Origin of the sequence: Kangiella koreensis DSM 16069 (assembly GCF_000024085.1) — a bacterium.
Classification (GTDB): Bacteria; Pseudomonadota; Gammaproteobacteria; order Enterobacterales; family Kangiellaceae; genus Kangiella; species Kangiella koreensis.
Genome location: NC_013166.1, coordinates 2,040,053 through 2,053,532 on the forward strand (window position 1 = coordinate 2,040,053; position 13,480 = coordinate 2,053,532).

A 13,480-nucleotide genomic window follows, 5' to 3' on the forward strand; every position below is an offset into this window, starting at 1 on the left:
AATCGCCTTAATCAACGCTCTCTTATTTTGCTCCAAAGAAACTCATCTTTACCGATATTTTCTGAGTTTTTTTTTGCTAGATTTTCAAGCATGATATCAATCTGATGTTTATCAACCCAACGTCCATTAAAAAACACACCGGATATCTTGCTAGTGTTATTAATATCTAGCAAAGGGTTTTCATCTAGCAGAATAAGGTCGGCAAATTTACCAACTTCAACAGTCCCAACTTTATCATCAATTCCTAACCACGTAGCTGCCAATATTGTTGCAGAAGCCAAGGTTTCCTCTGTAGTTAACCCAGCATCGACTAACAAAGCCAGCTCATCATGCAACGAATATCCCCAAACGATTCCCGAAGTACCTGCATCTGTACCCGCTACCATGGGAACGCCAAGATCTTTAAATGCTTTTACCAGCTCGACATGAAAATCAACCAACTTATCGTAGTAAGCAACTCTCTTAGGGGTGGTTCCCTTGTTGTATTGATTGGAGCTAATCCATTTGTCCTGCATTAATGGATGTACATATTTAAAACTAGGTAGATCTCGAACTGCATCCAAAGAGCGGGCCTGAGCAGCAATTCTTACTAGGTTTGATAGGTTAGGAATAACCCAAGTGCCATTTTCCTTAGCCATTCTTGCAAGCTTATATGCTTCTTCTTGTGTGAACTCATTAGCATGCTTTGAAAACTCCTCAGCATGAGCTACTAGGCTGAAATGAGGCATAAAAGCATCTTCGGTCTTACCTTCAAAGGCATTGGCTATATGCCCAACCACTTTCAACCCTTGTATATTTGCTTCATCAATGATGGCTTTATAAGTTTCAACATTAAGCCGAGAATAAACCTTAATAAACTCATACCCATCACCTTTTGCGATTCGAACAGCCTGGCGCCCCTCGGACGGAGTAGTTGCCACCCTATTAGCATTGCTTCCATCAATTAACGCCGCCAATGCAATCCTGGGACCAATGACATTACCCTTAATAATTTCGTTTCTTTGCCCGAAGTGCTCAACTCTACCGCTAAGTTCAAATGTGGTAGTAACACCATTAGCAACGTATAGCAGCATAATATCCTGGTTATCGAAGAAAATTGATGCACCCTTGGTTGGGTAGTTATTTCCTGGGCTTCCATCTACCAGATTGTGAACGTGCATGTCTATCAGACCTGGTATAAGCCACTTACCTTCACCATCAATAATCATGACATCATTTGGTATTTTTCCACCAATGGCTGAAATTTTGTTATCCACAATTACAACATTGGTGTCCTTAATGACTTTATTTTCAATTGTCATCGGTATGATATTCACATTAGTCAGAACAATTCTATTATCTTCATTCTGTCTTTCCTGACCGTAATACTGTGAGTTACTACAGCCTGAAAGCAATACTAATACGATGGATAAACGGCTTAATAATCGATAGTTCGCCATCCCGGACTCCTAATTATAATTTCTAAAAAGCATGTGTTTTTTTTCAATCTACGCATTTAAGGCTGCTTTTGATACAAGGAGCGGATTTCTAAATGTAAGATATTATTTTAGTTGAGTGTTTTGAGGTAAAAACGAGGTGGCTTCCAATTTCAGTTAAAATATCTAATTAAGCATAATGATTAGGATATCGGTAATATAGTTCGTTCAAGAATCATCCTTTTTGAAAGCATCATATACAAAAGCTATTCCTGTCATTACTAAACCAGGACCGGCCCCAACCTGTAGAAAACTACCTGAATATTGAGGCATCGTCTCCCAGAAAGAGTTGTAAATAACCCAGCCAATAATACCAAGTCCCATAGCAATACACACCATTCCTAGTAGTGCCTGAGGCACTCCCATGACCAGGCCTAAGAAATATTTTGGCTTATTCTTAGCATGCGCTTTTCTTAATTCACGGCCAAGATCAATCCACCATAAGATGATGAGGGGGAAAGTAACGACAGCACCGATACCAAACCAACCATCAAAGCGTAGAGTCATAATAGAAAGTATAAAAATAACAATTGCCGCCAGAAGCTTATACTTAGTTTTCATATTAACCATTGTAAATTTTCTGCCTAAAAAAACATCTTAAACCACATCGCCAACACTGCTAAAAAGTTGATGGTATAAACCAACCCTCTTAAGCGAATATTATTCGTTAGTATCTGCACTGCGCTATGAATTAATCGACCTGCCACAAATATCCAGGCCAGCCATAATTGAACAGGATCAGTGAGGTGGCCTTGTACCGGTATTAATTGATCGGCTCATTAACTTTAACCACTAGCTTGCCAAAGTTCTTACCTTCCAGCATGCCGATGAATGCTTGTGGTGCTTGCTCAAGACCTTCGATCATCTGCTCGCGATAATGTATTTTTCCTTCCTTCAGCCACTGTGACATAGCTTGAGCAAACTCGTTATAACGGTCAGCGTAATCATCGAAGATAATAAACCCCTGCATCTTAATTCGTTTGGTTAAGATCGTTCCCATCAACATGCCCATTCTGTCTGGTCCACTGGGTAATGCTGTGGCGTTATATTGTGAGACTAAACCACATACAGGAATTCTTGCACTCGTATTGAGAAGAGGCAGCACCGCATCAAACACTTTACCGCCAACGTTTTCATAATAAACATCAATGCCATCGGTACACGCATTGGCTAACTGCTCGGCAAAGTTATCAGCTTTGCGATCGATACAAGCATCAAAACCTAACGTCTCAACAGCATAGCGACACTTCTCTGCGCCGCCAGCAATCCCCATCGCCTTGCATCCTTTAATCTTCGCGATTTGTCCCACCGTTGCGCCCACCGGCCCAGTAGCAGCAGCGACCACCACAGTCTCCCCTGCTTGCGGCTTACCAATATCCAACAGTCCCATAAAAGCGGTAAAACCCGGCATTCCCATAATGCCCAAGGCATAAGAAGGATGGCGGGGATTCTTTCCAAGCGGCATGACATCTTTACCGTTAGAAACACTGTAATCCTGCCAACCACTCTGATTCAGCACCCAATCGCCAACCGCAAACTTATCATGATGAGACACCTCTACTTGAGCCACAGTGCCGCCGACCATCACTTGATTTAACGCAACGGGGTCAGCGTAAGACTTGGCGTCACTCATGCGCCCACGCATGTATGGGTCTAAAGAAAGATAAATGGTTTTTAGCAGAATTTCGCCGTCTTTTGGCTCTGGCTTAGTCGATTCCACTAGACGGAAATTGTTATCGGTAGGAGCCCCTTTAGGGCGTGATGCTAATAGAATCTGTCTGTTGCTTGAGTTCGACATAAGTCATCCTCTAATTATTTGATATGACGCCTAAAGTATAAGCACTACTTTGCGGTGTCCGACTGCCTGTATTTATTATGTGTCATTTTTCGCCTCTATAAACACAGCTAGAAACTCATCTGATTGGAAGTAAGTAAGCAATTCATTTTTCATTTGATTAAAGGTCTCCCAAATATCTTTAAGCTGGTGAAGTTTATCTAACACTCTACTGTTCTGTTCATCAAGCTCCGAAATCAGCTTGCGGCAGCTTTTTACACAGTTGAAATCAATACTCGCCAGGTCTTTGTGAATTAGTTGGTTTCGCTCACTCACCAATCTTTTTAACTCTATTTTTTCTTTAGCAACATCCTCAGCATCCATATCCAGGTAAAATCGAGTGGATATCTGAAGCTCAGAAGAATGAAGTTCTTCATTTTCAGCAACTCTATTATCAATTAGGTTTTTTAAAAACTTAGAGACAACTTCTCCTAACGGCCTATTCTGAATAAGCTTCTCATTAAACGAGTGAGTGACTTCATTATCTCTAGTTTGCGAATCGACACTACTGTATAAAACTAAAACTTTCAATAAAGCTTCTATTTTTTGGAAGTTGACAACATTCCGGCCAATTTTTCGGAGAGCTTCATCACGTAGATTATCCTTATTATCAAGACTAGTCATAATACATAAAACCCAATTTAAAATTCAGGTTGGCTTTTTGCCTCGGTTACTTTTTTGATGTGTAGCTAAATTTTTTATTGTATTCGATGGCGTCAATTTTACATCTTTCAATTAGCTCTAATTCATCAGAACCCTCATAACTCAAAGTCAGCCCAAATAAACTAGCGGCTTTGAGTTGCCAGTGACAGCTTGTTAGCTCTTCCAATCTATAGTACCAATCATCAACACCAAGTTTTGATGGGTAATCTCTGCTGATTTGAGACTTGTCTATAAGCACAACGCTTCCTCTAGATAAATATAGCCGTTTATTGCCCGAATGAGTTCGTATGACTTTATAGTTGCACGTCTTCTTTTACAAGCGTCGATTTGAATCAGTAACATGCAAGTTCTCCAATTTGCCAACATGGGTATTAGTTAAATGTTTAAGAGCAGATTACCTAAAGGTACTTCCTTCGGTCGCCTGAATACAGTTCAAGATGACAGTCTAAAAAGACATTGCAACACATATAACCCATTGATTGTTAATAACCTGTCACCTTTATGTCGCCTCAATGTCGCTAATCCTTCGCCGACATGTCGTGTTATACTTTTCGGTAGTTTTTCATAATTCAGGCTCACCGCTGTATCAACGAGCATCAATAAACACACAAACGGATTGATTATGATTGTTAGAAAATTAAGATTGAAAAGAGGTTGGTCACAAGAGCAATTAGCCGAGTTAACGGGGGTAAGCACTCGTACGATTCAGCGCATTGAGCGTGGCCAGACCAAGCCCAGTCTTGAAACTCAAAAATCTTTAGCCGCTGTTTTCGAGGTTGATATTGCAACATTTGAACCGTCCTTATCAATGGACAGCACAGGAGAGCCTGATATGAGCACAACAGATACGAATGCAACAGAACCTAAGCAACAGCCTGATAAGCCAGCAATAGAGACTGTAAGCCATGAAGAAGCAGAAGCCATGGAGTACGTCAAAGGAATTAAAGAGTTTTATTCACACCTGCTGATTTTTATTATTTTCACCGTTATGTTTATCTTTACCGGTAAGATCAATGATATGTTAATTGCCTGGTCTGCATGGACTTTCGGCTTAATTATTCACGGTCTGCAGGCTTTTGAAGTGATTAATCTTTTCAAAATCAATTGGGAAAAGAAGATGGTGGAAAAGCGCTTGAAGAAAAAGTTGTAATTGGCAGTCATATTGAGCAGACTCTGAAGTCTGCTCAATACTATAAGTAACTCCAGATGGATTGGATTTTTAGTTTAATCATTCTAATCGCAGCCATATTTCTTGTAGGCTTCGCATTCATAGCTTTTATCAAACCAGCTCTCGCAAAGCACTTCCTGCAACAGTTTGCCGTATCGGCTAAAGCCCATTACACCGAACAACTGATTCGGATTGTATTTGGCTTGTCCTTGATTCTTTACTCGCCCCGGATGTTATACAGCGAAGTCTTTTTTTATTTCGGTTGGTTGCTGGTAATTACCAGCATGGGATTGATGTGTGTTCCCTGGTGGTGGCATAAGAAGTTTGCCGACAAGGTTATTCCATGGGTGATTCAATTGCTTCCGGTTTATGCCATTGGGTGTTTGCTGTTGGGAGGAGTTTTGGTTTATGGGGTTTTGGGTTGAACGGTGCGTCTCGACGCACCCTACTTTCCTACGAAGCCTTAAACTAATATTCCACTCTCGCATCAACGCAACCAGGAATATGCTTGAGGCTAAATACTAAGGCATCGACGGGTTGTACGCACCAGTCTTCGCTCATGATGAAGTCACCGGCGATTTGCTTTTGTTGGTACTGGAAGTTGATAACCACTGGGCAGGCGCCGTCTCGGTTATGGCTGATTTTTTCTTCCAGCTCAACCATTGTGTCTGGCCCAATGACAGAGTCGGAGATGGTGATAACAATTTTCTTGCAGTATTGCTCGCGAGCCTGTTCGAATGACATAACGCTGTTGGCGCTGACGCTGGTGCCACCGGAATAGTCATCATGGCGCGCTTCACCGTCGACTACGATGACGTTATCACGGCTCAATAGATGGCGATAGGTTTCAAAAGTTTCAGCGTACACCGTAACGTCACAACGGCCGGACTTATCGTCCAGAGTCAAAATTGCCATCTTATCGCCGCGTTTGGTGTTCATAACACGCATACCAACAATCAAACCTACCACTCTTGCCGAGTTGCCGCGTCCTGTCGGTTGCAGGTTTCGCAGGCGGGTGATGCTCATTTGTTTGATTTCTGGGATGTAGCGATCGATGGGATGTCCGGTTAAATACAGACCCAGCGTTTCTTTTTCACCTTGCAGTACCTGTTCATCGGTCCACGGCTTAACGCGAATATATTGATGCTGCTCCGTTGCCGTGGTCGCAACCACGCTACCGAATAAATCATCCTGGCCTGCGGCCTGGCTTTTATTAAACTGTTCTGCGGCTTTTACCGCTTCATCTAAAGAAGCCATTAAGGTTGCACGATTCGGTCCTATGAGATCCATTGCACCGGCGCGAATCAAGGCCTCTAAAGTTCTTCGGTTAGCTTTTTTCAGATCGACTCGACTACAGAAATCGAATAAGTCTTTGTAAGGTCCGTTGGCTTCGCGCTCATTGACGATGCTTTCAATGGCACCTTCACCAACGCCTTTAATCGCCCCGATACCATAAACAATGCGCCCTTCTTCATCGACCGAAAAGCGATACTGTCCTTTATTAACATCTGGAGGCGTGATGGTTAAATTACTATTTGCCGCGTCTTCAACGTAAGTCACCACCTTGTCGGTGTTGTCCATGTCCGAAGACATTACCGCGGCCATAAAAGCTGCTGGATGATGGGTTTTGAGCCATGCTGTTTGATAGGCGACTAACGCATAGGCGGCCGAGTGTGATTTGTTGAAACCATAACCGGCAAACTTTTCCACCAGATCGAAAATTTTCATGGCGAGATCGCCATCGACGTTATTTTTAATCGCGCCTTCTTTAAAGATGCTGCGCTGTTTTTCCATCTCTTCAGGCTTTTTCTTACCCATCGCACGACGCAAAATATCCGCGCCGCCCAGCGTATAGCCAGCCAACACCTGCGCAATCTGCATCACCTGCTCCTGATAGAGAATGATGCCGTAGGTTGGCTCAAGAATTTCTTTCAAGGATTCATGTTGGTAGTTCGCATCAGGATAAGAAACAATCTCACGACCATGCTTACGATTAATGAAGTTGTCGACCATACCTGATTGCAAAGGACCGGGGCGGAACAGTGCAACCAAGGCGATGATGTCTTCAAAACGATTCGGCTTTAGGCGCTTAATCAAATCTTTCATGCCGCGCGATTCGAGCTGGAATACCGCAGTGGTATCAGCACGCTGCAACAAATCGAAAACCTGTTGATCTTCGGTATCGATGGCAGTGATATCAATCGGTTCTTCGCCTTTCTTGGCGATGATTCCGTTAGCGGTTTCAATTGCCCAGTCGATAATGGTCAAGGTTCTCAGTCCCAAGAAATCGAACTTCACCAGACCCGCACTTTCTACATCGTCTTTATCAAATTGAGTAACGATGTTGTGGCCAGTTTCGTCGCAATACAGCGGGGCGAATTCTTCCAGATCATTCGGTGCGATAACCACACCACCAGCGTGCTTACCGGCATTTCTGGTCACCCCTTCAAGCTTGCGCGCCAAGTCCCACAACTCGCGGACATCTTCGTCTTCTTCGTACAAACGGGGTAATTCAGGTTCTTGCTCAAAGGCTTTTTCCAGCGTCATACCCACTTCGAAAGGAATCAACTTGGCCAGCTTGTCGACGAAACCATAAGGATGGCTGAACACACGCCCTACGTCTCGAATCACCGCTTTGGCAGCCATGGTTCCGAAAGTGATGATCTGCGATACACTGTTACGGCCATAACGCTCGGCCACATAATCAATCACTCGATCGCGTCCTTCCATACAGAAGTCGACGTCAAAGTCAGGCATCGAAACCCGCTCAGGATTGAGGAATCGCTCGAAAAGCAGGTCGTATTCAAGAGGGTCCAGATCAGTAATTTTCATCGCGTACGCAACCAATGAACCGGCACCAGAACCACGACCGGGACCAACCGGCACGCCATTGTTTTTTGACCACTGAATGAAGTCAGCAACGATTAAGAAGTAGCCCGGGAAACCCATGTCGTTGATAACGTCCAGCTCAATCTGTAAACGTTCATCGTAAGCTTTGCGAATCTCGGCGAAATCGTCCGCATTACGATCAAACAGCTGATCAAGCCGCTCTTCAAGACCATCTTTTGAAACTTTCTCAAAGTATTGAGCAATCGTCATACCTTCAGGAATGGGGAATTCTGGTAAAAAATATTCGCCAAGTCGCATTTCCAGATTGCAACGCTTAGCAATTTCTACGCTGTTTTCCAGTGCTTCAGGAATATCCTCAAACAGCTCGACCATTTCTTGTTCGCTACGCAAATACTGCTGTTCGCTGTATTCGCGCGGACGACGCGGATCGGCTAATACACGGCCCTGATTAATGCAAACCCGAGCTTCATGTGCATCGAAATCTTCTTTGTCGATGAAGCGTACATCATTAGTAGCCACAACCGGCGTACTGGCGCCCTGCGCCAAACCAATGACCTGATGAATGTATTCGTTTTCCTGTGGGCGGCCGGTGCGCTGTAACTCCAGATAAAACCTGTCTTTGAAGTGATGATTCCAGAAACCTAGATTTGAGGCGGCCTGATCCATATTGCCGGCCAGCAATGCTTTTCCCACATCCCCTTGTCGTCCACCGGACAGAATGATTAAACCTTCGGCATATTCAGGCAACCATTCCTTTTTAACCAAGGGCAAACCACGATGCTGGTTCTTAAGGTATGCACGCGAAATCACGTATTTGAGATTGAGGTAACCGGTATTGTTCATGCACAGAGCTGTGACACGAAAATGCTCATCCTCATCATTAGGGTTCTGAATTAATAAGTCAGCGCCTGCTATCGGTTTAATGCCTGCTGAGACGGACTGAGAATAGAACTTAACCAGACCACACATGTTCATCTGGTCGGTCATGGCGATAGCCGGAATCTGATGTTCCTTGCAGGTCGCAATCAGTGGCTTAATACGCACAACACTATCCACCATAGAGTATTCGGTATGCATTTTGAGGTGAATAAAGCGTGGTGTCATAGTGTTTATGGATTAGCTCTTATGGTTAGTTTTTGTGATTACTTCTGATGATTAGTTCTTATACTGTAAATCAGGATATATGGCTCTAATCTGACTTATTATAAAAGCCCGCAAAATTGTTTCCAGTGTTTTAATGCTTTTGATAATTTTAATTATAATTTCAATAAGTTAGCTATGGTTTGCTAGAAATCGAGCATTCGTTGCACAGGAGCATATGAGCGGCGATGAATCGGCGTAATACCGAGCTGCATAATGGCCTCACGATGTTGTTGGGTTGGATAGCCTTTGTGTTTGGCAAAACCATACCCGGGATAAGTCTGCTCCATCTCAACCATCTCCGTATCGCGTGCCACCTTCGCCAAAATCGAGGCCGCACTAATTGCAGGCTCTTTACTGTCACCTTTGATGATAGCCTCCATACGGCAATCCAGTTCAGGACAGTGGTTACCATCAATCAGAGCCAACTCCGGCGAATGACTTAAGGTTTCAACCGCACGCTTCATGGCCAGCAAACTGGCCTGCAGAATATTAATCCGGTCAATTTCTTCAACCTCTGCTCGCGCTATCGACCAAGCCAGAGCTTTCTCTTTAATTTCAATAGACAAAGCCTCGCGGCGTTTTTCGGTCAATTTTTTTGAATCCGCCAAACCAACAATAGGATTTGCTGGATCGAGAATCACGGCAGCCGCAACAACTGGCCCAGCCAATGGACCTCGCCCAACTTCATCCACACCTGCAATTAAAATTGTTTGCTCCATAGCTTTCTCTTTTTATAGTTTAAATATGCTTTTATCGTGCGTTATCCAGCCACCATTGTGTGATCGAATTAGCAGCATACACATCCGCATCTTTGCGTAGCTTGTCATGCCATTCATCAAAGACCGCTTTTGTTTGTTGCCAACGATGACCATCATCTTCCAGCCAGGCGCGAACCTCAGCAAAAATATTGTCAGGAGTGCACTCGTCCTGGATCAACTCGGGAATTAAAGGCTTCTTAGCCAGCAAATTGGGAATAGCAAAGGTATCAATGATCAACAATCGTTTAAATATCTGATAACTAAAGCCTCCGACTTTATAGGCAACCACGGTTGGGCGTTTGATGAGCATCGCTTCTAAGGTTGCGGTACCGGATGCCATCACCAATAAATCGCTGGCAGCCATGCAATCTCTTGATTGGCCATCAACTAACTGAATATCTGGCGCATTGGTTGTCTCTTGTAATAGAGTTTCAAATTGCTGGCGACGAGCCTGATTGGCCATTGGCACTATGAATTGTGTGTCCGGATAATAATCCTGAATCAGTTTGGCTGTTTCGATAAAGTCCTGACCGAGGAACTTCATTTCAGACCCTCGACTACCGGGCATGATACATATAACTCTATCATTGCCACTCGATAAGCCTAATCGTTGTCTCGCTTCTGATTTATCCATATCCATAGGGATCTGGTCCGCTAACGGATGGCCGACACAGAAATTATCAATAGCATGCCGCTGATAGATGTCTTGCTCAAAAGGAAACAGGCAAAGCATTAGATCGGTAGACTTTCGAATCTTAAAGATGCGCTTTGGACGCCAGGCCCACACTGAAGGGCTGACATAGTGAATGGTTTTGATGTTTTGAGCTTTTAATTTCTTTTCCAGACCAATATTAAACTCAGGCGCATCAATGCCAATAAACATATCGGGTGGCGACTCAATCCAACGCTTAGCCAATTCACGACGCATTTTAAGTAATTCTGGAAGACGTTTCAGGATAGGTACGATGCCCATAACCGCTAGAGATTCCATGGGATAAAGGCTTTTGCAACCTTCGGCCTGCATCAAATCGCCAGCAATGCCCTCAAACTCAGCATTGGGAAAGTGTTTTTTAAGCTCTTTAATTAAACCGGCACCTAAAATATCGCCGGATGACTCTCCGGCGATAATGGCAATCTTGGTTACTGATTCTGCTACGGTATTGTCAGCAAAAGGCGATGTTTGCATCGCTATTCCCCTTTATTCTTTTGTACTCAAGCATATACTTAAGCATGCGCTTAGGCAGACCTAGGGTTTGCAGTAGTTTTAACAACTACCTTAGCGCAAAATACCACGGTTCGCGTTCTGCAAAAATTCTACCATTTGTTGCACATGGGGATCGGAACTTTCCGACAATTCAGCAATGGCCTCTTCAATTTTAAGTGACTTCCGATAAATGGTGCGGTAAGCACGCTTTAACTCACTAATAGTCTCTGAGGAGAAGCCACGACGCTTCAAGCCTTCTGAATTAAGGCCATAGGGTGCGTTTTCTGCAACTAGCACAAAGGGAGGGATATCTTTGCTAATCGCGCAATCCATACCAATAAAGGCATGATCACCGATTTTGCAGAACTGATGGATTTTAGCAAAACCGGACATAATAACGTGATCACCAACATGAACATGACCCGCTAGCGTCGCATTGTTAGACATAATGGTGTTGTCACCCAACACACAATCGTGTGCGATGTGGGTATATGCCATGAACCAGCCATTATTACCTATTCGAGTTTCCGAGCCGTCCTGCACAGTGCCGCGATGCACCGTACAACACTCTCTGAACACGTTACCATCACCAATGATGGTTCGAGTAGGTTCGCCCGCATACTTTTTATCCTGATTTTCTTCACCAATTGAAGAAAACTGGAAAAAACGATTGTTTTTACCAATGGTGGTATAGCTTCCAATCACTACATGAGGACCGACTACAGTCCCTGAATCGATGGAAACATCTTTACCAATAATTGAATACGGGCCAATTTCTACGTCGTCAGCAATCTTTGCTGATGGGTCAATAATGGCGGTTGAATGGATCACGCAATATCCTTCTTAGCACACATGAGTTCAGCGGAGCAGACCACTTTGCCATCTACGGTGGCAACTGCAGAAAACTTCCACATATCGCGCTTTCGTTTCAAGACAGTAACTTCCATCACCACTTGATCACCTGGCTCAACTGGTTTCTTGAAACGAGCATCATCAATACCAACAAAATAGAATAATGAGTCATCGGTTGGCAGAGATTCGGTTGTTTTAAATGCCAAAATGCCACTGGCCTGCGCCATAGCTTCAAGCATCAAAACTCCTGGGAACACTGGGCGATGTGGAAAGTGGCCCGGGAAAAAAGGCTCATTGACGGTAACATTCTTTATTGCCTTCAAATATTCCCCAGCCTTAAAGTCGACCACACGGTCAACCAATAAAAAAGGATAGCGATGCGGTAGATGTTTCATCACCTCATAGATATCCATAGAATTCATCTCTGTTACGTCATTATCGCTCATCATTATCGTCTCTTGAGTCTTTTAGCTGCCCTAGTTCTTTTTCCAGCTGTTTTAGTTTACGCCACATTTCATCCAGTTGTCTGAAACGTACTGCACTTTTATGCCATTCCTTATTGGTCTGGAATGTCGTACCTGAAGAATAGGCTCCAGGCTCAGTAATTGATTTATTAACAAAGGTTGTTGCCGTGATATGTGCTTTATCACATACCTCAAGGTGGCCAATTATACTCACTCTGCCCGCGATTGTGCAGTGCTTTCCAATAGTTGTGCTACCTGCAATCGCTGTACAGCCCGCAATTGCCGTGTAATCCCCAATCACAACGTTGTGTGCGATATGGATATGATTATCTAATTTAACGCCAGTTCCAATGATAGTGTTCTCTAGTGCGCCACGGTCTATCGCGGTATGCGCGCCGATTTCTACCGAGTCACCAATAATGACACTGCCTACTTGTGGAATTTTCACCCATTGCCCTTGGTCATTGGCATAGCCAAATCCATCTGAGCCGAGTACAACGTTGGCGTGAATGATACAGTCCCTACCAATTTCTACAGCATGATAAATCACTGTGTTAGGGTAAATAAGCGTATTAGCGCCGATTTTAACATTCTCACCAATAACAACCCCAGCGCCGATGATAGCGTTATCATCGATTATGGCACCATCTTTGATAACTGCATGTGCGTCTACCGTTACATTAGAGCCCAATTGAGCTGTTTCAGAGATGGCCGCACTTGTGGCTATGCCCTTTTCGGGACGAGGTGTGGTATCAAATATCTGGGCAGCCTTTGCATATCCTAAATAAGGATCTTTCATCACCAACAGGTTTCCACTTAATTGCTCAGCAACGGCAGGGTTCACTATTAATGCAGAGGCTTGACTGCTTTCAAGGTGGTCTAGATATTTTTTATCACTGATGAAGCTGAGCTCACCTTTTTGCGCTTTATTTAACGGCGAAACCGCAGTTATCACTAACTGCGGTTCACCTTTAAGCTCTGCGCCAATAAGCTCAGCAATGTCTTGAAGTGTTTTTTGCAAACCTTGACTACCTGAATGTACCGTTTAAAGAATAATACTACTCACTTA

Annotated in this window: 14 protein-coding genes; 2 read left to right on the forward strand and 12 right to left on the reverse strand. The window is 43.7% G+C overall.

Annotated features, from left to right (window positions below; genetic code table 11):
* Positions 1–11: 11 nt before the first annotated feature.
* The 6 genes from KKOR_RS09485 to KKOR_RS09505 form a co-directional block, all read right to left on the reverse strand.
* Positions 12–1,301: an amidohydrolase family protein gene (locus tag KKOR_RS09485; protein WP_228638603.1), complete on the reverse strand. Its 1,290-nt coding sequence runs from the start codon at positions 1,299–1,301 to the stop codon at positions 12–14.
* A gap of 342 nt (positions 1,302–1,643) precedes the next feature.
* On the reverse strand, positions 1,644–2,045 hold the full coding sequence (locus tag KKOR_RS09490; protein ID WP_015780906.1) for a hypothetical protein: 402 nt from the start codon (positions 2,043–2,045) through the stop codon (positions 1,644–1,646).
* A gap of 14 nt (positions 2,046–2,059) precedes the next feature.
* Positions 2,060–2,239 (reverse strand): MAPEG family protein, encoded by a 180-nt coding sequence (locus tag KKOR_RS13790; protein ID WP_083777363.1) that lies wholly within the window; start codon positions 2,237–2,239, stop codon positions 2,060–2,062.
* Positions 2,239–3,273, reverse strand: coding sequence for an NADP-dependent oxidoreductase (locus KKOR_RS09495; protein WP_015780907.1), 1,035 nt, complete (start codon positions 3,271–3,273; stop codon positions 2,239–2,241). Before KKOR_RS09495 ends, KKOR_RS13790 begins: the two co-directional genes overlap by 1 nt.
* A 75-nt stretch (positions 3,274–3,348) precedes the next feature.
* Positions 3,349–3,933 carry a hypothetical protein gene (locus KKOR_RS09500; RefSeq protein WP_015780908.1) on the reverse strand — a complete coding sequence of 195 codons (585 nt, stop codon included), beginning with the start codon at positions 3,931–3,933 and terminating at the stop codon, positions 3,349–3,351.
* Positions 3,934–3,979: 46 nt separating this feature from the next.
* Positions 3,980–4,210 carry a hypothetical protein gene (locus KKOR_RS09505; protein ID WP_015780909.1) on the reverse strand — a complete coding sequence of 77 codons (231 nt, stop codon included), beginning with the start codon at positions 4,208–4,210 and terminating at the stop codon, positions 3,980–3,982.
* Positions 4,211–4,594: 384 nt separating this feature from the next.
* Here KKOR_RS09505 and KKOR_RS09510 point away from each other — a divergent pair, with 384 nt between their 5' ends.
* Both KKOR_RS09510 and KKOR_RS09515 read left to right on the forward strand, forming a co-directional pair.
* Entirely contained in the window at positions 4,595–5,122 is a 528-nt protein-coding gene (locus KKOR_RS09510) for a helix-turn-helix domain-containing protein (protein WP_015780910.1), read from the forward strand.
* A 56-nt stretch (positions 5,123–5,178) separates the two neighbouring features.
* Positions 5,179–5,565 (forward strand): hypothetical protein, encoded by a 387-nt coding sequence (locus tag KKOR_RS09515; RefSeq protein ID WP_015780911.1) that lies wholly within the window; start codon positions 5,179–5,181, stop codon positions 5,563–5,565.
* 43 nt (positions 5,566–5,608) lie between these two features.
* On the opposite strand, the gene dnaE is transcribed toward KKOR_RS09515, so the two are convergent.
* The 6 genes from dnaE to lpxD form a co-directional block, all read right to left on the reverse strand.
* Positions 5,609–9,094 (reverse strand): DNA polymerase III subunit alpha, encoded by a 3,486-nt coding sequence (dnaE, locus tag KKOR_RS09520; RefSeq protein WP_015780912.1) that lies wholly within the window; start codon positions 9,092–9,094, stop codon positions 5,609–5,611.
* 182 nt (positions 9,095–9,276) lie between these two features.
* Positions 9,277–9,852 (reverse strand): ribonuclease HII, encoded by a 576-nt coding sequence (gene rnhB, locus KKOR_RS09525; protein ID WP_015780913.1) that lies wholly within the window; start codon positions 9,850–9,852, stop codon positions 9,277–9,279.
* A 31-nt stretch (positions 9,853–9,883) separates the two neighbouring features.
* A complete protein-coding gene (gene lpxB, locus KKOR_RS09530; protein ID WP_015780914.1) occupies positions 9,884–11,077 on the reverse strand; it encodes a lipid-A-disaccharide synthase in 1,194 nt (397 codons plus the stop codon).
* A 90-nt stretch (positions 11,078–11,167) separates the two neighbouring features.
* Complete coding sequence (lpxA, locus tag KKOR_RS09535; RefSeq protein ID WP_015780915.1) at positions 11,168–11,926, reverse strand: acyl-ACP--UDP-N-acetylglucosamine O-acyltransferase; 759 nt, start codon at positions 11,924–11,926, stop codon at positions 11,168–11,170.
* Entirely contained in the window at positions 11,923–12,393 is a 471-nt protein-coding gene (gene fabZ / locus KKOR_RS09540; protein ID WP_015780916.1) for a 3-hydroxyacyl-ACP dehydratase FabZ, read from the reverse strand. Before fabZ ends, lpxA begins: the two co-directional genes overlap by 4 nt.
* The gene (gene lpxD, locus KKOR_RS09545) at positions 12,383–13,432 is read right to left on the reverse strand and encodes a UDP-3-O-(3-hydroxymyristoyl)glucosamine N-acyltransferase (protein ID WP_015780917.1); all 1,050 of its coding nucleotides are present in this window, start codon (positions 13,430–13,432) and stop codon (positions 12,383–12,385) included. Before lpxD ends, fabZ begins: the two co-directional genes overlap by 11 nt.
* Positions 13,433–13,480: the final 48 nt, after the last annotated feature.